General features: G+C 64.8%; 22 protein-coding genes and 1 tRNA gene. 11 read left to right on the top strand and 12 right to left on the bottom strand.

From position 1 onward, the window contains the following. Positions 1-11 precede the first annotated feature (11 nt). The 3 genes from RJT50_RS04385 to RJT50_RS04375 are packed head-to-tail and all read left to right on the top strand — an operon-like array spanning position 12 to position 1777. Positions 12-848 carry a CopG family transcriptional regulator gene (locus tag RJT50_RS04385; protein WP_313694425.1) on the top strand — a complete coding sequence of 279 codons (837 nt, stop codon included), beginning with the start codon at positions 12-14 and terminating at the stop codon, positions 846-848. Beyond that, a complete protein-coding gene (locus tag RJT50_RS04380) occupies positions 841-1422 on the top strand; it encodes a DUF8135 domain-containing protein (RefSeq protein ID WP_313694422.1) in 582 nt (193 codons plus the stop codon). The genes RJT50_RS04385 and RJT50_RS04380 overlap by 8 nt, the downstream gene beginning before the upstream one ends. A 31-nt stretch (positions 1423-1453) precedes the next feature. Continuing rightward, the gene (locus RJT50_RS04375; protein WP_313694420.1) at positions 1454-1777 is read left to right on the top strand and encodes a transcription factor S; all 324 of its coding nucleotides are present in this window, start codon (positions 1454-1456) and stop codon (positions 1775-1777) included. 188 nt (positions 1778-1965) lie between these two features. Here RJT50_RS04375 and RJT50_RS04370 read toward each other — a convergent pair whose 3' ends face one another. Together RJT50_RS04370 and RJT50_RS04365 are read right to left on the bottom strand one after the other, a co-directional pair. After that, entirely contained in the window at positions 1966-2181 is a 216-nt protein-coding gene (locus RJT50_RS04370; RefSeq protein ID WP_313694418.1) for a hypothetical protein, read from the bottom strand. A gap of 59 nt (positions 2182-2240) precedes the next feature. Next, complete coding sequence (locus tag RJT50_RS04365) at positions 2241-2570, bottom strand: hypothetical protein (protein ID WP_313694415.1); 330 nt, start codon at positions 2568-2570, stop codon at positions 2241-2243. Between the two features lie 2414 nt (positions 2571-4984). Here RJT50_RS04365 and RJT50_RS04360 point away from each other — a divergent pair. Then, a complete protein-coding gene (locus tag RJT50_RS04360) occupies positions 4985-5236 on the top strand; it encodes a hypothetical protein (protein ID WP_313694413.1) in 252 nt (83 codons plus the stop codon). Between the two features lie 11 nt (positions 5237-5247). Here the strand turns inward: RJT50_RS04360 and RJT50_RS04355 are convergent, their stop codons facing one another. Together RJT50_RS04355 and RJT50_RS04350 are read right to left on the bottom strand one after the other, a co-directional pair. After that, complete coding sequence (locus RJT50_RS04355) at positions 5248-5544, bottom strand: hypothetical protein (protein ID WP_313694411.1); 297 nt, start codon at positions 5542-5544, stop codon at positions 5248-5250. Positions 5545-5716: 172 nt separating this feature from the next. Continuing rightward, on the bottom strand, positions 5717-6895 hold the full coding sequence (locus tag RJT50_RS04350) for a tyrosine-type recombinase/integrase (protein ID WP_313694409.1): 1179 nt from the start codon (positions 6893-6895) through the stop codon (positions 5717-5719). Between the two features lie 484 nt (positions 6896-7379). On the opposite strand from RJT50_RS04350, the gene RJT50_RS04345 reads away from it, so the two are divergent. Further along, positions 7380-8096, top strand: coding sequence for a hypothetical protein (locus RJT50_RS04345; protein WP_313694408.1), 717 nt, complete (start codon positions 7380-7382; stop codon positions 8094-8096). A gap of 94 nt (positions 8097-8190) precedes the next feature. Beyond that, positions 8191-8601, top strand: coding sequence for a hypothetical protein (locus RJT50_RS04340; RefSeq protein ID WP_313694406.1), 411 nt, complete (start codon positions 8191-8193; stop codon positions 8599-8601). Positions 8602-8618: 17 nt separating this feature from the next. Here RJT50_RS04340 and RJT50_RS04335 read toward each other — a convergent pair whose 3' ends face one another. Beyond that, positions 8619-9368 carry an alpha/beta hydrolase gene (locus tag RJT50_RS04335; RefSeq protein ID WP_313694405.1) on the bottom strand — a complete coding sequence of 250 codons (750 nt, stop codon included), beginning with the start codon at positions 9366-9368 and terminating at the stop codon, positions 8619-8621. Between the two features lie 89 nt (positions 9369-9457). Here RJT50_RS04335 and RJT50_RS04330 point away from each other — a divergent pair, with 89 nt between their 5' ends. The 3 genes from RJT50_RS04330 (at position 9458) to RJT50_RS04320 (ending at position 12249) form a co-directional block, all read left to right on the top strand. Continuing rightward, positions 9458-10324: a PspA/IM30 family protein gene (locus tag RJT50_RS04330; RefSeq protein ID WP_313694403.1), complete on the top strand. Its 867-nt coding sequence runs from the start codon at positions 9458-9460 to the stop codon at positions 10322-10324. 61 nt (positions 10325-10385) lie between these two features. Then, positions 10386-11417, top strand: a complete 1032-nt coding sequence (locus RJT50_RS04325) for a DUF7972 family membrane protein (RefSeq protein ID WP_313694402.1) — start codon at positions 10386-10388, stop codon at positions 11415-11417. Beyond that, entirely contained in the window at positions 11380-12249 is an 870-nt protein-coding gene (locus RJT50_RS04320) for an HAD family hydrolase (RefSeq protein WP_313694400.1), read from the top strand. The genes RJT50_RS04325 and RJT50_RS04320 overlap by 38 nt, the downstream gene beginning before the upstream one ends. 12 nt (positions 12250-12261) lie before the next feature. Here the strand turns inward: RJT50_RS04320 and RJT50_RS04315 are convergent, their stop codons facing one another. From RJT50_RS04315 to RJT50_RS04295, 5 genes are all read right to left on the bottom strand, one after another. Next, positions 12262-13299 (bottom strand): dipeptide epimerase, encoded by a 1038-nt coding sequence (locus RJT50_RS04315; RefSeq protein ID WP_313694398.1) that lies wholly within the window; start codon positions 13297-13299, stop codon positions 12262-12264. Then, the gene (locus RJT50_RS04310; protein ID WP_313694395.1) at positions 13299-14321 is read right to left on the bottom strand and encodes an N-acetyltransferase DgcN family protein; all 1023 of its coding nucleotides are present in this window, start codon (positions 14319-14321) and stop codon (positions 13299-13301) included. The genes RJT50_RS04315 and RJT50_RS04310 overlap by 1 nt, the downstream gene beginning before the upstream one ends. A 113-nt stretch (positions 14322-14434) precedes the next feature. Beyond that, a complete protein-coding gene (locus RJT50_RS04305) occupies positions 14435-15640 on the bottom strand; it encodes a carboxylate--amine ligase (protein ID WP_313694393.1) in 1206 nt (401 codons plus the stop codon). A gap of 331 nt (positions 15641-15971) precedes the next feature. Then, positions 15972-16217, bottom strand: coding sequence for a DUF7521 family protein (locus RJT50_RS04300; RefSeq protein ID WP_425499719.1), 246 nt, complete (start codon positions 16215-16217; stop codon positions 15972-15974). Between the two features lie 58 nt (positions 16218-16275). After that, positions 16276-16620, bottom strand: coding sequence for a helix-turn-helix domain-containing protein (locus tag RJT50_RS04295; protein ID WP_313694390.1), 345 nt, complete (start codon positions 16618-16620; stop codon positions 16276-16278). A 106-nt stretch (positions 16621-16726) separates the two neighbouring features. Here RJT50_RS04295 and RJT50_RS04290 point away from each other — a divergent pair, with 106 nt between their 5' ends. Together RJT50_RS04290 and RJT50_RS04285 are read left to right on the top strand one after the other, a co-directional pair. Continuing rightward, a complete protein-coding gene (locus RJT50_RS04290; RefSeq protein ID WP_313694387.1) occupies positions 16727-17599 on the top strand; it encodes a CPBP family glutamic-type intramembrane protease in 873 nt (290 codons plus the stop codon). Next, positions 17596-17937, top strand: a complete 342-nt coding sequence (locus tag RJT50_RS04285) for a hypothetical protein (RefSeq protein WP_313694385.1) — start codon at positions 17596-17598, stop codon at positions 17935-17937. Before RJT50_RS04290 ends, RJT50_RS04285 begins: the two co-directional genes overlap by 4 nt. A 416-nt stretch (positions 17938-18353) precedes the next feature. Here the strand turns inward: RJT50_RS04285 and RJT50_RS04280 are convergent. Beyond that, positions 18354-18426 (bottom strand) — tRNA-Pro (locus RJT50_RS04280). A 79-nt stretch (positions 18427-18505) separates the two neighbouring features. Continuing rightward, positions 18506-19096 (bottom strand): tRNA (pseudouridine(54)-N(1))-methyltransferase TrmY, encoded by a 591-nt coding sequence (gene trmY / locus RJT50_RS04275; protein ID WP_313694384.1) that lies wholly within the window; start codon positions 19094-19096, stop codon positions 18506-18508. Between the last annotated feature and the right edge of the window lie 36 nt (positions 19097-19132).

Genomic DNA, 19132 nt, shown 5'->3' with positions numbered 1-19132 from the left:
GACTTCGATAGATGGCCGGAGAGCAGGTCGAGGGACTGCCGGACGGGCTCCGCGAGTGGGTTCGCTCCCGCGCGGCCGAGACCGACAGGTCCCCCGAGCAGGTGCTGGAACGGGCGACCGCCGCCTACCGGCTCCTCTCGGACCACGACGGCGACCTCCCCGCGTTCGACGGCGACTCGAGCCCGAACGGGGACGGCGAGGGGTACCTCGGCCTGGCGGACGCGGTCGCGGACCTCGACGCGCGGGTCGGTGCCGTCGAGGACGACCTTGACCAGAAGATCGACGACGTGCGGAGCCGCGTCGTGCAGGTGAAACGCGAGACCGACGCGAAGGCCGAGGCGGATCACGACCACCCCGAGCTCGAACGGACGGCCGAATCGGCCGCGACGCTCGCCGACGAGGTGGACGAACTCCGGGCGGACCTCGCGGCCCTCGAATCGACGTTCGAGGCGGGATTCGGAAACTACGAGGAGGTGCTCGAGTGCCTCACCGAAACGGTCGATGACCTGGAGGGGAAGGCGGACACGCTGGCCTCGGTCGCCGCCGGCGTCCGGACCCGACTCGGCAAACTGGAGGCGCGCGAGGCTCGTGCCCGCGCGGGGGCGGAACTGCAGAACGAGGCGAACCGGATCGGCGTCGAGACGGCGACCTGCGGGGCGTGCGGGTCGACCGTCCGTCTCGGGCTGTTGTCGGCCCCGGAGTGCCCGAACTGCGGCGGCACGTTCGAGTCGGTCGAGCCCTCGTCGGGCTTTTTCGGCTCCGCGACGCTGCCGGTCGGGACCCGGCCCGCGCTGGAGGGCGAGACCGTCGAGGAACTCGACCCGGAGGACATCTTCGAGGATGGGTGAGGACGACTCGTCGGACGACGACCGAGGAGAGTCCGGGACCGGGGAGCGACCGGCCGTTCGAAACCCCTTCGGGGAGTCGGCTGACGGATCGACGGAGCCGGCCGACGGCGCGGACGGTGGGGACGCATCCGTCGAGGACGGCGTCCCGTTCGCCGGCCTGGCCGCGGAGACGCGCGAGCGCCGGGCCCGGCGGGACAGACGGGAGCAGGACGGACCGGACGACGGCGACCCGTTCGAGGAGATGGACGTCTCGGCCGTCGAGCGCGAGGACCTCTGGGAGTCGCTCGCGGACGACGACGCCGAGCGGGCGGTGGGTGCGGGCGGCGAGGCGGAGCCCGTCCGGGGGGAGCGAACCGCCGACGGGGAGCGCGTCGACGAGTCGGACGACCGGCCCGAACACGTCGTGAACAAGCGGGAGTACTGCCAGCGCTGTCCCCACCTCTCGGAGCCGCCGGCGGTGTCGTGCGAGCACGAGGGGACCGACATCGTGGAGGCGGTGGACTCGGCGCAGTTCCGAGTCCGCGGCTGTCCGATGGTGGCCGAGGAGGGGACCCCCAGCGACGGGAACCGCTGATTTATCCGACCGGGGCGGCTACTATCGCGTAATGCAGTTCTGCGAGGAGTGCGGCTCGATGATGGTGAGCGAGGACGGCCGGATGGTCTGTACCTCATGTGGCCACAGCGAGGCGCGCGACGAGGAGCGCGCCGCCCGGTTCGTCTCCACCGAGGAACAGAGCGACGACGACGTCATCGAGACGGAGGAGGGCGCGAACTTCGAGGGGAAGCCAACCTCCGACGACGTGACCTGCGACGACTGCGGGCACGGCGTCGCGTGGTACACCATCAAGCAGACCGGCGCCGCGGACGAACCGCCGACGCGCTTTTTCAAGTGCAAAGATTGTCATAACCGCTGGAGAGAGTATAACTAAATCCAGCGATAGAAGGCCCAAAACTGCCGTTAGTGGCAGAATAGGTTTTTCGCGTGAGCCTTAATCCTTGCAACGATTGCATCGTAATCCGTCCAGATGAAACCACGGTCGCCGGGCACTTCAAACTACCTAATCTGCGATAGTAGGAGAGAATATTGCCGCTACTTCCACGATACCGAGAATATCTGCTATCCGAATATTGCTCTGAACGGGGCACCAATCAGGGCAGTGCCGCCAACCAGAACGAGGGCGAAAAGCATCGGGTTGGCGGTGGCGAAGTCAATCCACCACGGAGTCAAACCCTGCTCAAGATTACCTTGCATGATGGTCATGGCAGACGAGTAAGCCAGTAGTACTGCGATGACCCCACATGCCGCCGCGATGTATTTGAGAGGACTGGACATACATACTATTTGTATGTATCAACTAATAAATTTGTTGCACATACAGAGCCACAACACCTTCAGAATGTCACGGTGAATTTCTCTCGCGGAATCGTGAGGGTCCGATAGTCCCCTGTCTCGACCCTCGAAGCATGGGGTTCGGGCATGACTAACACCACTTCCGCCACTTCCGGGTGTGCCTCGTATCGGGCAAGCTTGTCGTGATTCACTACTCCTACCGATGACTTGATTTCAAGAACTATCTCATCGTAGAATACATCAACCCGTGACTTGTCGTCAAGCCACCGTTCGGTTTCATAGTCGATTCCCTCGGATTCGAGAGAGGCGGTTACGATTTCTACGATTCTGTCGTGAGTTTCTGGAATTGTTAGGTCGATTTCCGAGTTCATTGTTAAAATTTTCTGAAATATTGTGAATGTTGAGACTGTCTATGGAGCGCACTCAAACCCCTGATTACGAGGGTTTCAGAATACCTCCATGGGGTCGGGAGAGGGCATTCGGGCATACTGAGCCACCGCTTGAATCAGTGCGTCTCTGGCGGGTTGCGAGATTGTACGAGGGGAAGCCTTCGATTCATCCAATGGCTGTGGACTTAGCCATGGGTTATTCAGTTTCTCGTCTCTGACGGTTCTCCTATAGTCTCTCTCCACCTTGTAGCGTAGGCCATCCTTCACCGTATCCGCGCACTCACGGAATTGCCCGAACGGTTGCCATCGACGTACACCCTTGGTGGAGTGGTCCCCGTCTGAGCCTGCCGAGAGGCGGGCGCACCATTCGAGCGCACGACTATCGTGCAAGTCGCTTGCGTCCGTCGCTACGTTCATCAGTGGTAGGTTCTCCGCAAGCTCATACGGGAGTGCCGTCGTCGCCCCACGGATTGCGTCCGTCTCACTCTGTGGAGTTAGGCATGGGTAGCTGTCGGCAGAGTGCCGTTGCACTGAGACGTGTGCCGTCGTCGCTCCGGGGACCGTCTCACGGTGCTTGTCTAAGAGGGGTTCAAAATCCTCTGCCGAGTAGTGTCCGGGGACCCAGTAGGCTTCATGCACATGGCTCAAGACTGTGGAGTTAGCCATGGGTAGGTTGTACTTTGGAGCGATGCACGAGACTCCTGCATAGTCGTCAGACAGGCTCTTGAGCATTCTGCGACGTTTCGCCTTGTATGCCCGTGGGTTGAATGACTCCGATTGCTCAATCAGTCCGGCGGTACTCTCGTCGGCAGTACGAGTGAGCAATACTGTCGTGAACTTGTCGTAGGTGTCCCAATAGTAGCGGTCCACATCCTTCGAGCGAGCAAATCGCTTGCGGGCGTTTCGGTGGGACCATGTGTGTTGAAGGGGATACGGGTGAGCCTTGTCCCTACGTTCCTCAAGCCATGTCAAGAATGTATCAATGCGTGTGGAGTTAGCATTGGGTAATTCAGTGACAGGCCATTCTATCGTCACGTCCGTCTCATCAAGTATCTCTGCCATCCCTCGAAGGCACTCTGTCGCACTCATAGGAGAATCACCGCCACTACGAGAGTGAACCAAAGGACTTGGAAAACCACGGTCCCCGATACTTCGAGAGATGTTTCTGTCGCGTTGCTGTTAGTTTGGTTTGTTTCGTTTGCTTGCATACTGAATCATAGGCAGAAAACGGATGCAAGCAGAGGGGAAGTAGCCGAAAGCTTTAAGTGCCTGTAGACCCAACTAATATATGTCTTTGGGTAGTTGGGGTTTGTGCCGCTTTCCCCTCTGCTCTACTTACTCTAATTCCGCGTAGATGTATCAGTCGTTATATCTAAACTGCCTGATAATATGTACGTGCTCTGGACACTTAAATCTTTCGAAACTTCAATCTCTTTAATATGTCTGATTGAATAGAAATCTTCCCCAATATGTCGGTTTGAATATATGAGTTTGATAATTTGATAGGTCAGTTTTTTTATATAGTTTATATGTTATCAGTCTCGGGCCTTCGCCTGCCGAATCGCAAAAATATAGGCAAATCTCATCAGGCAATATGCGATTGATAGCAAATGATATATCAAAAAACCGAAAGATTTAAGTACGTGGAGTACGTATGTGCTAATGGGTAGAAAGGTTTCTGCCCTTTCGCCCACTGTAGTGGTAGTTCCCGTACTGTTCAACGTACTGGGCTTCTGCTTTCGGTTTCACTATGCTCATGGTGGATACCTGTGGCTTAAGTAAGTGCCACCGTCCAAACTTGCTTTTTCGAGTCTCACAAGTTGACTCTTAAGACACTTGTTTAAATCTATGACTGCGAATCACACAATGCTACGATTGACTGAGGATGAGCTTGACACCCTTGCCGAAGCGACAGAGGTACGCTTTGGAGAGAACCGACAGGTTCCTCGCGGTGTCATGGTACGACTGCTTGCGGAAGACTACCTTGAGGGACATGAGTAGCGCGACCTTCCCGAATCCGCGAGAGTCGGATTCACGGACCACTACGTGTAAGATTCCCGATAGAGAGGTACAGATTCTTCGAGAAGCTTACGCCAGCATGGGAGAACCGGAGCCTGATAGTGCTTCTACCCTTCACCACAATTCGGCATTCGGTGATTGGTGTCGTGCCGTCATTCGGGGCGACGTAACCCCATACGACGTATCTGCCTCCGAGCCTACGGACGTATCCGAGTCGGTCTATCTGCCGCTTGAGATTGCCGTCACTCCGCGAGAAATGGCACTCATGGACAACCACGGGATTGAGACGACAGGTCCCCGGAATGCCTATCGCCGGAATGGCAAGCTTGCCCAACAGGTTCGGCATATGCTCAAAGTATTCTGTGAGGCGGTAGTTGATGAGTGAAGATTTCGCCCTTTCTCCACGGAATAGTGAACAATTGTCCGAAAGCACCAAGAGTCTCCTTAATAAAATCAAGCGAAATTCGGACCATAACGATATTGATTCGGTTATTGCGGCATTGGCAAGAGAATATTTGCAAAACGAACAATCTTCCAGCCTATCGGAAAACAATTCGGTAGAGAAAGAGAAAGAAGTTTCCGAAGCTCAAGACGAGATTCGGGAATGGATGCACGGTAACGGCAAGTAACCCAGTCTCTATTATTGCAGATAGTCGCGGATATGTTCAAGTAATTTCGTACCGGGCGGTCCACCAAGCCCAGTGACGGAAACGTCTTGACGGCGTGTCTGGAATCGCATTTTCCCTAATGAGGATACTTGAACGTCAACGATATTGTCGAATTGGACAGTTATCCAGCCTTTACACATTACTGTCCCTTTTTGCTGTATCTTCATCCGGTCTTTGTAAACTTCTATCTTACCACAATTGGTTTTTTCGTTCGTATTTCCTTCTATTCGCACTTTATTTCCTCGAACCGTAAACTCGGGCACTGCCATTATTTGACACACATCGTCGGACCATCATAAAACTATACGGATAGCACACCGCAACCGCAGTCACGAGGAGGGGAACCTGCGGGACGCAAGGAACCCTCGGTCCCCTGCTACGAATGCTGTGAGACGACGTATGAGGCTTGTGAGGCGGTTCGAGTGTCGGGCGAGAGAAAGGCTACAGTGCGTTCAATATCTCCTCCTTCCGGCGTTCTGCCGCCTGTGAGTGAGTCGGGGAATCGTAGTGGTCCTTGAGCATTTGGACAGTCGCATTCACTCGTCCACTAATCGTATCCCACGACACTCCTTCGTCCCGCATTCGGGTGATTGCCACTCGTCGCAAGTCGTGGCAACCGATAGACTCGGGACAGTCTGAGGCATTCTGGTTGACGAGAGGCTCGCCGTCGTCGTCGGTACACTCTCCGCACTTCGTCAATCCCGTAATGTCCCGGTATAGAGTGGAGTCGTCTATCCGTCCCGCCCATGACGTGAGTAGCGCGTCACTGCTGTCTTGCGGTTCTGTCCGATTCTCGTCTATGTAGTCAGTGACGACACCCATGACGCCACTGGCGATATTCACGTCTCGCTCACCCTTGTTCCCTCGCTTGAGTCGAACCCCTGTCTGCTCCGGGCGATTGCGAATCTGGATGATTCCCTTCCGTGGCATCACGTCGTCGCAATTGATAGACAGTAGCGCGGATTTCCGCATACCGACGTGATAGATTAGCAGAAACTCAATCATCTGGCGAGAGGCGTACTGGTGTTTCGCCAAGTGTCCGACTATCTCCTCTGCTCGCTCAGTCGAGATACGGTGATTGTCGTCGCCTGCCCGTGATTTCTCGTCGCCACCTACGTCCAAATCCTCACGCTTTCGGGCGATTGTCTCACTGAGCTTATCGTCCCCTCGTGGCGCACGCCACTCCGTTTCTGCCCACTTGAAGAACACTTCGAGAGTTTCGAGCAATCCGTCACGAGTGGTCCGGGCATAGTCCCGGCGTTGCGTCACCTGATTGTAGCGGTTAATCTCTCGGGGCGTCACGTCCATCAAGTCGCTCACGTCTTGCGTTTGGATGAAGTCGTTCATCGTATCCCGGTATCGGGTGTAGGTGGACTTACTGAAGTTGCCCCGACCGTCGTTCTTGCCACTGGGGAAATCGCTCACGTCTGCCTTGTCTCCGTCCGTCGTTCGGGCGACAGGTAGGCAGTCGTGGCGACGGTCCCGCCCGTCGTCTGGCTCCTCGTAGGAGACGACAAGCTCGCTTCGCTCAGACAGGAAATCGCACAAGTCCTGTTGCGCCTGATTCTCTTTTAAGTCAGCGTTGCCACTACTGTCCGATGTATCGTTTGCCTTACTCATGGGTCGGAACCCTCGTATCCGCGTCTTAGGCTCTGTATCTACATTTCTCGCAGATTGACTTAGTTCTCCTTGCACCAATGGTGCAAGAAATACCAAGGCTCTGCTAAGAGTGTAGTTGCCTACCCTCTGCGATACCGAAACCGCAAGATGGCGTCGGGATAGATTACATGAGGTAAGGCTCGAAAAGCATCCACTACTAAAGGCTTGGGCAACCTTTATAAGTGAACCCCGCTGAGCCACACTCTTGCAAATGTAAGGAGTGCGGCTATCGGTGGCGCGAGTACAACTGACGGCGGTCTCGCTGATCGCGGCTCGATCCATCGGCCGCCCGGGCCGACCAGCACCCTGCGGCTGCGACCTTTCATGTGCAACTCCGAAGTGTGCGGGTTCGCGGAGGCTCCGGCGACCGTTCCTTCATCACGCGAGAACCCGTGTAAGCGATACCTCTTTGATGTGTTAGTGTACACTACACGTTCGTACTATCGTGACATCCGATGTCGGTCCGAGCTGGGACTCGGAGGCGCCCATCTCGACACACCTCGTCGAACTCGCGGTGAGGGTGACCGTGTCGGTGTTCGTCGCAGGGGCGGCGAGCCTCCTGACTCCCCACTCGTTCATCGTGCTCCTCCCGTTCCCGCTGCTCCTCGAGTTCGTCCTGTTTTCCGTTCCCGGGATGTACGGCCACGAGATCCTGTACCTGATCCTCGTCGTCTCGGGGGTGACCCTGTCAGTGCTCCTGTTCGCCCCGACGTTCGCCCCCTCCGTTGCCGTCGCGCTACTCCTGTTTCTCCCCGAGTTCTTTCACAAGGACTGGCACGTCCCCCTCGGGGAGGGGATCGATACCGTCTCCGAGGATCCGACGGTGGTCCTCATGCACCTGAAATCGCTCCCGCGGTCGGGGGTCCGGCTCGCAGTCCAGTCCCACAAGAAGGCCCTTCTCGCCGCCGTTTCGACCGTGAAGTCGATCTTCCTCCAGCACCCCCGGCCGCGAACGGGGACCGAACGCACCGAACCACGGGGAACCCGGAACCGAACCGAGGTGGCCGAGCAACCCCCCTCGGAGACGCCGGCCGGGGATTCCCAATCACGGCAGGCCACCTGGGAGGTTCGCAGAAAATACGTCCAGTACATCGAGGCCGTGGCCGGCGTGCTAACGATACTGTACATCCTGGCGTGGTTCACACAGAACGTCTCGGTCTGAACCGCTCCCACACCTCGACGTCGCAGTTCGTGACCACGATGAACCGAACTCCCACGACGACACGACTTTACACCAGCCCCGAGTTGGCCCCGCCATGTCCCTCCAGGATCGAGTCCGACCGTGGCACGGGCTGATGTTCGCCGTCTTCCTCGTCGCCGCAGGCGGCTTCCTCGCGCGGGAAGGCGTCCTCACGTACGGGTCCGGAGTCACCGCCGTTCTCTACGGTCTGCTCGCGCTCGTCGTCTTCCAGTTCACCGTCGGCAACGTCTGGGCGTACGCCGTCGAGTACCGCAACGCGGGCGGGGCGTGGAGCGACGCCCCGTTCCTCGTGCCGTTCGTCGTCGCCGCAGGCTCGGCCGCGACGGTGCTCGTCGCGACGAACTCGCTCGGCGCGGCGGCGTGGACCGCCTTCTGGGCGTTCGTCGTCGCCGCCGCCGTGGTCTCGCTGGTCGTCTGGCTGGCAGTGGGGTACCGCGACGCCGGCGACGCCGAACCGCTCGGCTGAGGGAGCACCCGGTCGACTCAGACCCGCTCGGCCAGCCACGCGCCGACCGCCTCGCCAACCTTCCCGGTCTGCCCGACGTAGAAGTGGTCGGCCGCGAACTCGACGACCTCGTGGTCCAGTTCGCGGGCGCGCTCGACCGTCGGCTCCCAGTCCACCGTGTCGTCCCGGGTGCCGTACACCACCTGCACCGGACACGAGATCCGGTCGAGCGCGTCGAGCGAGTCGATCCCCTCGGCGAGTCGGCGCGCGGGCGAGAGCACGCTGACCGCGGTCACGTCGGCGTCCCCGTTCGCCGCGGCGTTCAGCGCGATGCAGCCGCCGAAACTGAAGCCGAACAGGCCGACCCGGTCGTAGCGCTCGTGCGCCCACTCGACCGCGTTACGCGCGTCCGCGAGTTCGCCCCGGCCCCCGTCCCAGTCGCCGTAGTCGAACCGGAGACAGTCCACGCCGCGCTCGGTCAGCGCGTCGCTGGCCGCCACGAGCCGTCCGTCGCCGCGATGACCGCGGTGCTGGGGGTGGGGCGGGCACGCGACGACGCAGGATCGGGCGTCGTCGCCACGCTCCCCGTCGCCGGCCCGTGACCAGTCGTCGTCGCGGGGCTCGGCCCCGTCCCAGGCACCGGCGACGTCGATCGTCGCCCGCACGTCGCGCCCGCCCGGAATCAGCACGGCGTCGCCGTCCTCCGGGTCGTCACCGATGGGGTCGTCCCCGCCGGGTTCTCGGTCGGCGTCGTCGGCCCGTCCGCCCGCGGCGTCCTCGTCGGTCATGATCTCGACTGCGGGTCGACGGGCGAAAACGCTGGCGGGCAATCAGTAGTTCGGGTGAGATTTATACGGGGCACTCGCCAAAACGGAGTATGGGAATCCTCTCTCGTGCGTCCTACGTCGTCCGGTCGAAGGTGAACGCCATCCTCAACCGGGCGGAGGACCCGACGGAGACGCTCGATTACAGCTACGAGCAGATGCGCGACGAGCTCCAGGAGGTCAAACAGGGCATCGCGGACCTGACGACCCAGAAGAAGCGACTGGAGATCCAGAAGCGTCGGCTGGAGGAGAACGTCGAGAAACACAACGAACAGGCCCGCGAGGCCGTCCAGCAGGACCGCGAGGACCTGGCCCGCCGCGCGCTGGAGAAGAAGAAGTCGAAGATGAACCAGATCGACGACCTGGAGGGCCAGATCGCCGACCTGCAGAACACGCAGGACCAGCTCGTCGACAAGAAGGACGAGCTCCAGAACCGCATCGACGAGTTCAAGACGAAAAAGGAGACGATGAAGGCGCGCTACGAGGCCGCCGAGGCCTCGACCCGCGTCTCCGAGGCGATGACCGGCGTCGGCGACGAGATGGAGGACGTCGGCCGCTCCATCGAGCGCGCCGAGGAGCGCACCGAGGAGATGGAGGCACGCTCGCAGGCGATGGACGAACTCGAGGCGAGCGGCGCGTTCGAGGACGCGCTCTCGGACGAGGACGCCATCGACCGCGAACTCGAGGGCGGGCGGACCGACCGCGAGGTCGACGCGGAGCTGGAGACGCTGAAAGCCGAGTTCGGCAAGGCCGACGCGGACGGCGAAGGGGCCACGGAGACCGCCGACGCGGCCGCGGAGAGCGGGTCGGCGACCGAACCCGACGCCGACGCGGCCGAGGCGGCCGACGTCGAGCCGTCCGACGAGGAGGTCGAGGCGGAGCTCGAGGAGCTTAGAAGCGAGGAGGAGAACGACAACTGAGCCCCGCCGGCGAGAATCGGCCGCCCACGGGCTTTTGCCGGCGGCTCCCGATTGGTGAGCCATGGCCGACGACGACGCGCCAAGCGACAGCCTCCGCGGACGCGCCGACGAATCGCGGTGGAAGCTCTGGTTCCTGCTGGATGCCGACCGCCGGCTGGTTTCTGGCGCGTTCGTGGCGGTCGTGTTCGCGGGCTTTCTCGTCGCCGCCTACGGCCTGCCGGGCGTCGTCCCGTTCATGCGGTCGAGCGACCCCGTCGAAACGCTGTTCCAGGCGTTCACGACGGCGACGATCACCGGCGTCACGCTCGTGCTCACGCTGAACCAGCTCGTCCTCTCACAGGAGCTCGGCGCCGTCGGCGACCAGCGCGAACGGATGTCGGGCGCGATGGCGTTCCGGGAGGACGTCGCCGGCGTCATCGACGCCCCGGTGAGTCCGGCCCGGCCGGCCCAGTTCCTCCGCGCGCTCGTCCAGGTCACCGGTCAGCGGGCCGAGGCGTTCCGGGCGGCCGTTCACGGGTCGGTTGACGAGTCGGTCGCGAGCGACGTGGACGAACTCACCGACAGCATCACCGACAACGCCGAGGAGGTCGCCGGGGAGCTCGACGGCGCGACGTTCGGCGAGTTCGACGTCATCTCGGCGGCGCTCGATTTCAACTACTCCTGGAAGCTGTTCGCGGCGAGACGCATCCGGGAGCGCCACGGGGACGACCTCTCCGGGGACGCACGGGACGCGCTCGAAGGGGTGATCGAGACCCTGGAGCTGTTCGGCCCCGCGCGCGAACACTTCAAGACGCTCTACTTCCAGTGGGAGCTCATCGGCCTCTCGCGCGCGGTGCTCACGGCCGCGATCCCCGCGCTCGTCGTCTCCGGATCGATGGTCGGCTTCTTCGACCCGTCCGCGATCACGGTCATCGTCGGCGGCGTGAACCTCCTCCCGCTCGTCATCGTGCTGACGGCGACCGTCGCGACCGTCCCGTTCCTGGTGCTGCTCGCCTACGTGCTCCGCATCGCCACGGTGACGAAGCGCACGCTCTCGATCGGCCCGTTCATCCTCCGTGACACGGACGACGTCGACGAGGTCGAGTGGGAGTAGTTCGCGGTCCGGAACCGCTTTACGGCAGGCCCGCGCGTCGGCCGGCGTCACGACTGACTCGTCCCGACGGCGCGGCTCCCCGACGGGAGCAGACGGTGAGGACGCCGGCTACGACGCGCTCCTCTTCGACGTGGACCGGACGCTGCTGTGCTCCGAGCAGTCGACCGAGACGGTCCTCGACGGGGCGTTCGAGTCGGTCGGGGTCGAGCGCGCCTGTTCGGCCGACGAGTTCGAGGACGCCGCCGAAACCGTCGCGCGCTCGGGCACCGAATCCGTGGGCCGGTTCGACTACCTCGCGCGCGTCTTCCGGGTCGCGGCGGCCGACGACGACGGCGACGTGGACCGGGAAGTCGGAGCGACGGCGGGGGGCGCCGGGGACGCGGAGGGCGGCGTGGACGCGACGGCGCTCGCGCGTGCGTACGACGCCGCGCTCGACCACGCCGGAGTGTCGACGGTGCCGGGCGCGGAGGTCGTCCACGAACTCGGAGCCGACTACGCGCTCGGGGCGATCACGAACGGACGGGAGCGGACCCACGCCGTGAAGCTCTCGGCCGCGGGGCTCGCCGACGCCTTCGACGCGGTCGTGTACGGCGACGACGCCGACCACGTGAAGCCCCACCCGGAGCCGTTCGAACTGGCGCTCGCCGAGCTCGACGCGGCACCCGAGCGGACGCTGAAGGTCGGCGACTCGCTCCGGAAGGACGTCCGCGGCGCGAACGAACTCGGACTGACGTCGGTCTGGATCCCCAACGGGACGGGCTCGCGGGACGGGAGCGATCCGGAACCGGACCACCGCCTGGACTCGCTTGCCGACCTGCCCGACCTGCTCTGAGTCCGCCCGCGGTCAACGCTCGACCGCGCCCGTCCCGTTCCTGGAGACGCCCGCGAGGTCGATTTCCCCGTCGGGCATCGGAACGCCCTCGTAGGGGTCATCCGCGAGCAGCAGGCTTCCGTCGAGGTCGGCGTAATCGAGCGACGGCGCGAGGTGACAGCCGGCGGCGATGGCGGCGTTCGTCTCGACCATGCAGCCGAGCATCACCTCCAGCCCGTGGGCGCGGGCCGCGTGGATCATCCGTCTCGCCTCCAGCAGCCCGCCACACTTCATGAGCTTCAGGTTCGCCACGTCACAGCGGTCCGCGATCCGGGGAACGTCCGCGAGCGTGACGCAGGACTCGTCGGCCGCGACGGGGAGTTCGGACCGCTCGTAGGCGAACTTCAGCCCCTCCGGGTCCGAGGCCGGAACCGGCTGTTCGATGAACTCCACGCCCGACTCCGCGAGCCACCGGCTCTTCTCGACCGTCTCGCGGGGCGTCCACGCCTCGTTGGCGTCGACGCGGATCGTCGCGTCGGGCGCCTCCTCGCGGACCGCCTCGACGACCTCGCGGTCCCGGTCGGTCCCGAGTTTCAGCTTCAGCGTGCCGTAGCCAGCCTCGACCGCCTCGCCGGTCTTCTCCCGCATCGTGTCGAGGTCGTCCAGGCCGACCGTGAACGACGTGTCCGGCGCGGTCCCGGGGTTCAGCCCCCAGAGTCGGTACAGCGGCACGCCGAGGCGTTTCGCCGCGAGGTCGTGGAGCGCGATGCTCACCGCACAGCGGGCGGCCGGGTTCCCCTCGACCGCCTCGCGCATCCGGGCCTCGATCTCGGCGAGCGCGTGGGGGTCGCCGACCGACTCGACGACCGCGAACAGGTCCGGCAGCACGGCCTCGACGGTGTCGGCCGTCTCGCCGTAGTGGGCGGAGGGCGCCGCCGCGCCGACGCCGGTCATGTCGCCGTCGTCGGTGATCCGGACGACGACGTTCTCGGCCTCGGTGGTGGTGCCACGCGAGATGGTGAACGCGTGCTCCAGCGGGAGCGACACCCGTTCGGTCGCGGTCGTGAGCATCACCGGATCGCCCCCACGATCTCCCCGGCGTCGAAGCGAACGGGGTCGGTCGCGGGCGCGTCGAGCGTCCGGGAGAACCCGTCGACGGCAGCCTCGGCGTCCGCGTCGCTCCCGACGCCGGACGTGTTCAGCGCGCCGGCGACGACATCGGCCCCCGAGACGGGTGCCGCGAGCGACTCGTACAGGTCGACGTAGTCGGCGACGGGCGGCAGGTCGAACGACTCGTAGCCGTGGACCGCCTCGCGGCCCACCTCGTGACAGAGGACGAGTCGGTCGGGCATCGCCCCGTGGAGGATCCCGCACGTCACGGCCGAGTAGGCGGGGTGGACGATGCTCCCCTGGCCCTCGACGATCAGCAGATCGTGGTCGTCGCCGACCTCGAGGACCATCTCCTCGACGGCCCCGGCGGTGAAGTCGGAGACGACGCGGTCGATCGGGTTCCCCCACCCCTCGATCATGATCCCCGTCTGGCCGGTCGGGACGACGCGGGCGTCGACTCCGGCGTCCTCGGCCGCGGCGGCCAGTTCCATCGTCGCGGTCATCTTCCCGACCGAGCAGTCGGTGCCGACCGTCAGCACGACCGCGGCGTCGACGTCGGCCGCGCGCGCGCCGCTGACGGTGAGCTCATCGTGGGGCCGGCGGACGTCGTGGAGGTCGACGCCGTGCTCGGCCGCGAGCGCGGCGAACTCCTCGTCCTCGGAGAGGAAGTAGTGGAGGCCGGCGCTCACGTCACAGCCGGCCTCGATGGCGGCGCGGACGTCCGGCCGCCACGACTCGTCGAAGCCGCCGCCGATGGGCGCGATGCCGACGACGAGGCGGTCGACGGCCCCCGGGACGTCGGCGAAGGAGCCGACGATGGGCGCGTCACCGACGCCCGGGAGGTGGTCGGCGACGCCGTCGCCGGCGCGGTCCCGGTCGAGCACGGCGACGACCTCGCGGTCGCCGTAGCGGAGGAGGCCGTTCGCGGTCTTGGACCGGTCGGGGAACTTCTCGTGGGCGAGGATGGCGACCCGTTCGCTCATGTGCGCGGGTGGCGGGCGGGCGGCTTAAATCGCTTCCCACCGGCCCGTTCCGCCGACTCGTCGGTCGGGACGCTCCGGGTACCGCGCTCGGCCGGTCGCGGTCGACCGGGCGATCACTTCAGCCGGTTGCGGATCATCCGACCGAAGCCGCTGACGAACACCACGGGGTCGTCGATGTGGGTGTAATCGAAGTGGGGCTGCCGGTAGAACGAGGCGAGCATCTCGCCGACGGTCCGTAGGAACCCCGGCCGGTCGACGTAGGGCGACTCGTCCGTGAGGAGGCTCGCCAGGTAGACGAGTTCGCCGCGGGGCGAGTGGCTGCCGGTGCCGAGATCGTAGCCGGGGTCGATCTCGTCGGCCCGCCCCGTCGCCTGGAGCCAGTAGTAGTGGGGGAAGTCGGCGCCGGCGTGGATCGTCGCCGGGAGCGACTGCCACATCCGCGGGTTGATCTCGGTGAGGACGAACTCGCCGGTCTCGGCGTGCTCCATGTACTCGATGCAGGCGAGCCCGTGCCAGTCGAGTTCCGAAAGCAGGTCGCGGGCGACGCGTTCGAGCTCCGGGATGGAGACGGACTTGCGGTAGACGCCGCCGCCGCCGACGTAGGAGTCGCCGCGGATCTGGCGGTGCTGGAACGTCGCCAGCGGTTCGCCGTGGTCGTACAGCCCGGCGAACATGTACTCGTCGTCCTTGGGAACGCACTCCTGCACGATGGGGACGTGGGACATCCCGTCGCAGAGTTCGTCCACGTCGGGCGTCTCGCCGGGGCGCAGGTGGATCACGTCCTTCTCCTTGCCGGCCTCGCCTCCGGGGTAGGAGTCGACGTACGCGTCGGTGAGCAGGTTGTACCGCGACTTGACGATGTTGCCGCCGCTCCAGTCGTCCACCTCGTCGAGCGGGCGCGTCTCCGGGGCGGGCACCCCGGCGGCCTCGGCCGCCTCCGCGAGCAGCATCCGGTCGTGGACGCGTTCGAGCGCGTCGAGGGGCGGGACGACGAGGTCGAGGTGCTCGTCGAAGGCGTCGTAGTAGCGGGAGAACACGTAGGCGTCCTCCTCGCGGAGCGGCACGGCCGTGCGGACGTCCTCGCGGGCGGCCAGTTCGAGGAGCCCGTCCCTGTAGGCCGCCAGGTCGTCCTCGGCGGCCGGGACGCGGTGCCGCTCGTCACAGAAGCGCGAGGCGAACACGGGAGGGTGAGCGTTCTCGGAGGCGACGACGGTGTTGATACCCTTGCTGGCGAGCGAGCGCATCGTCGGATAGCTTCGGGAGGGGTCGTGCTGGGTCGGGACGAGGACCGACTCCACGTCACGATGGTCCGCGCTCATGAACCGAAGGGTTTCGCGTCGACCGGCATCAACACAGTGCCGTGTTACGATCGTTTGTGACCGCTTACCGCGACTGTTTCGTTCGTTACCGGGAGCAAGTTGGCACGTAGGTGGACGGTTCCACGAACGTGTTCGGTCGGTAGCGGGGCGACCGATGCGGCCGGTGCCCCACGATCGGGTTGCGACACTCGCGGCGGGGGCGACGCGGTGTCGACCCGGTGGACCGACATCGTTCGGCCCGGAGACGGTGGGCGTGGCCGAGCATCACGGCCGACGAACTGCTGGGCCGAGTCGAACCGTCCTCGAACGGGCGAGCGACGACGCCGGACCGCTACGGGTCCATCCGGAGGGCGTAGATGATACAGAGCAGCCCGACGATCTCCAGCGTCTGGATGAGCGCCTGACTCGGCGGGCCGGGGATCGTCGGGAACGCGAGCGACAGCGCGACGACCGGTATCGGCAGGCCGAGGATGATGCCGAAGCCGATCGCCAGGTACAGCATCGGACGGCTGTCGTTCCGGCGGTAGCCCCTGTAGGCGAGGTACGCGATGAACAGGCCGAGCGCCGCGCCGACCATCTCGTACGCCTGGAGGAACGGCCGTGCCACGCTGACGATCTGTGCCGGGACGAGCATCTCAGATCCCCTCGACCAGGCGGGTGAACCGGTCGGCCATGTCCTCCCGGCGGTCGAGTTCGAGGCGCAGTTCGCCGCCCACGAGTTCGACGGTCAGCGTCCGGAGGTTCGGCGCGTACACCTTCCTGTGGTGGCCCCGCTCGGGGTCCGGACGGGTGCGTTCGACGATCAGGTCACAGTCCTGGAGGCGTTCGAGCCGCCGGTAGATCGTCGGCCCCGACGCGTCACACCGTCGTTTGAGCGTGCTCGCTGACATAGGTTCCTGGCTCGTTCGAGTGAGGATGGCCCGCGCTGTCTCGTCCGCCAGCAGGCCCGCGACGGTCTCGATGTCGGGCTCCTCACTCACCGTGGGAGAGGACACAGGAAAACCACCTAAAGGGGTACCGGATGCTTCAGCGCGTGAAGCGCTGGCTCCCCTCCTATGGTTCACCCGTCGGTAGTCGGCACCGTACATGGGAACATCACTCGACCCCGTCGAGCGTCACCCCGTCGCGGCGTTTTTCGCCCTCGCAGTCGCCCTCTCTTGGGCAGTCTGGATACCGCTCCTCTCGACCGTCCACGGACCGGTCGCCACGTTCGCGACGATCCCGGGTGCGTTCGGCCCGCTGGCCGCGGCTGCCATCGTGACACGGCTGCGCGGGAACGCCGTCCGGGACTGGCTCGCCTCGACGCTGGACTGGCGGCGATCGCCGCGGTGGTACGCCGCCGCCCTGGCCGTCCCTGTCGGCGTCAGCGTCGCCCTCGGTGCCGGGATGATCGCGCTCGCCGGCGGCGTCGGCGAGGGAACGCTCCGGCCCGCGGCAGCGGCGTTCGCGCTCAACATGGTCTTCGCGACGCTGCTGGGCGGCGGCCAGGAGGAGTTCGGCTGGCGCGGGTTCGCGCTCCCGCGACTCCAGGCCCGGTACGACGCGCTGAGCGCGAGCGTGCTCGTCGGGCTGGTGTGGGCGCTGTGGCACGCCCCGCTGTTCGTCCTCGACGTCTACGCCCTCTCGCCGCTCCTGTATGCGGTTTCGGTGGTCGCGTTCTCCGTCATCCTCACCTGGCTGTACAACGGGTCGCGGGGCTGTGTGCCCGCCGCGGTGCTGATGCACGGCACGATCAACGCGAGCGTGAACGTCCCGCTGCAGGTCGTCGGCGGCCAGTCGGTGCTTCCGGTTCCCTTCACCGGCCTGCTCGCGCTCGGCTTCGGTCTCGTGGCGCTCGCGCTCGTGGGCCGCTACGGCGCCGAGACGCTCTCGGCCCGCGACGCCCGGACGCCGACCTGGACGGGCGCGGACCCGGCACGGCGTCGGGCCACCGAGCAGTCGGGGGTGGGCGAATCGTGAGCTCCATCCGGCGCGTCCTGCCGGAACTGACGTCGCTCGCGCTGGTCCTGGGGACGGTCACCGCCGGCCTCCTCGTCGCCCCGGCGCTCCCGGAGCGGATGATCGTCGGCTGGCACCTTGGACTCGACGGTCGGGTCTCGCTCACGCGCGGCCCGCGACTCCTCGGGCTGGTCGCCATCCCCGCGGTCACGGTCGCGCTGTACGTCGTGTTTCGCGTCGCGCGGTTCGTCCTCGACGTCACGGAGGACGTGGACGTCCGGCTCTTCGAGATTCTGGCGCATCTCGTGCTCGGGATGCTCGCGCTGGGGCAGGGGTGGCTGCTGGTTCTGAATCTTTGACGTACGAAACGGGCGCTCGATCCGTCACACGGATCGTCCATCGTATCGAAAGTTTCAGCGGGTAGCGCCGGTGTCGCCGTCTCTCGGTGCGTATCCCGCTTCCCACGCGCGATCGACCGGCCTGCGTCAGCCTCAGCGACACCCGGAGCGAGTTTCGGAGCGCCGGCACCGATCCCAGTCGACGAACGCCGAGGTGGTACGGCTACTGATGGCGGACCCGGACGACCATAACGACCGCTCGACTTCGGCGCGATCACGCGGGAACCCCGTCGTGTTCGGCGCCACCTGAACCACTCGGGACAGACCCGACGGGGAGACCACCCGAGTGCTTCGCGGTACGACCGGCCACCGAACGACGCTCGACTCCCTGGATCATCCCGTGAGCGGTCGCTAGCGGGCGGGAAATGCGGGAGAAGTGGGCCGGCGCGAATTCGAATCGCGGTTACGGCCACCCGAAGGCCGAAGGATACCAAGCTACCCCACCGGCCCGCAGGTGAATCGACGCCACGGATTCCTTTAACGCTTCCGAAAGCGTCGCCCTCGGGGACTCTGCGACCCGAACGCGGACTCAGTACCGCTCGAATCCGGCCGTGTCGAGCCAGTTGTGCGCCACCGCGATGGCGTGGTCCGCGTGGACCGCGGCCGGGCCGAGCCGGAGCCGTTCGGCGCCGCGCTCGTCCAGCAGCGCCGCCTCGTCGTCGGTGAAATCCGAGTGATCCGAGAGCACGAACACCGGATCGGTCGGGGGCTCGCGCTCGGCCGCGGGGTCGCCGTCCTCGTGCAACTGGACGAGCGTTCCCTCCAGCGAGTCGAGCGTCTCGGCCAGCCCCATCCGGTAGAGCTCCACGCCGGGGCTGACCTCGGCCGGCATGTGGCCGATGGCGTCCTCGCGGTTCTCCAGCGCCTCGCGGACCCGCGCCGCGGTGCTGCGCTCGTCCGGGTGGATGCCGCGGGCGTCCGCGCCGTCGAACCGCACCGTGAACTCGTCGCCGAGCACGAGGTGGACGCGCGCATCCTCGCGGATGCCGTGGGAGACGAACAGTCCCGCGTTGACACAGCGGGCCAGCAGGTCGAGTCGCCCCGCCGCGCCGGGGAGGTCCTCCAGCGTGAACTCGGGCGTCGTCGGTGCCTCGTGCCCGCAGACGACGAACTGTCGCATACCGACCGGGCGGCCCGGAGCGGCTTATGCCCGCCG

It is taken from the genome of Halobaculum sp. XH14 (assembly GCF_032116555.1).
GTDB classification, from domain to species: Archaea; Halobacteriota; Halobacteria; order Halobacteriales; family Haloferacaceae; genus Halorarum; species Halorarum halobium.
The sequence above is the reverse complement of the archived record's forward strand: the minus strand, read 5'-3'. Positions and strand labels throughout refer to the sequence as shown.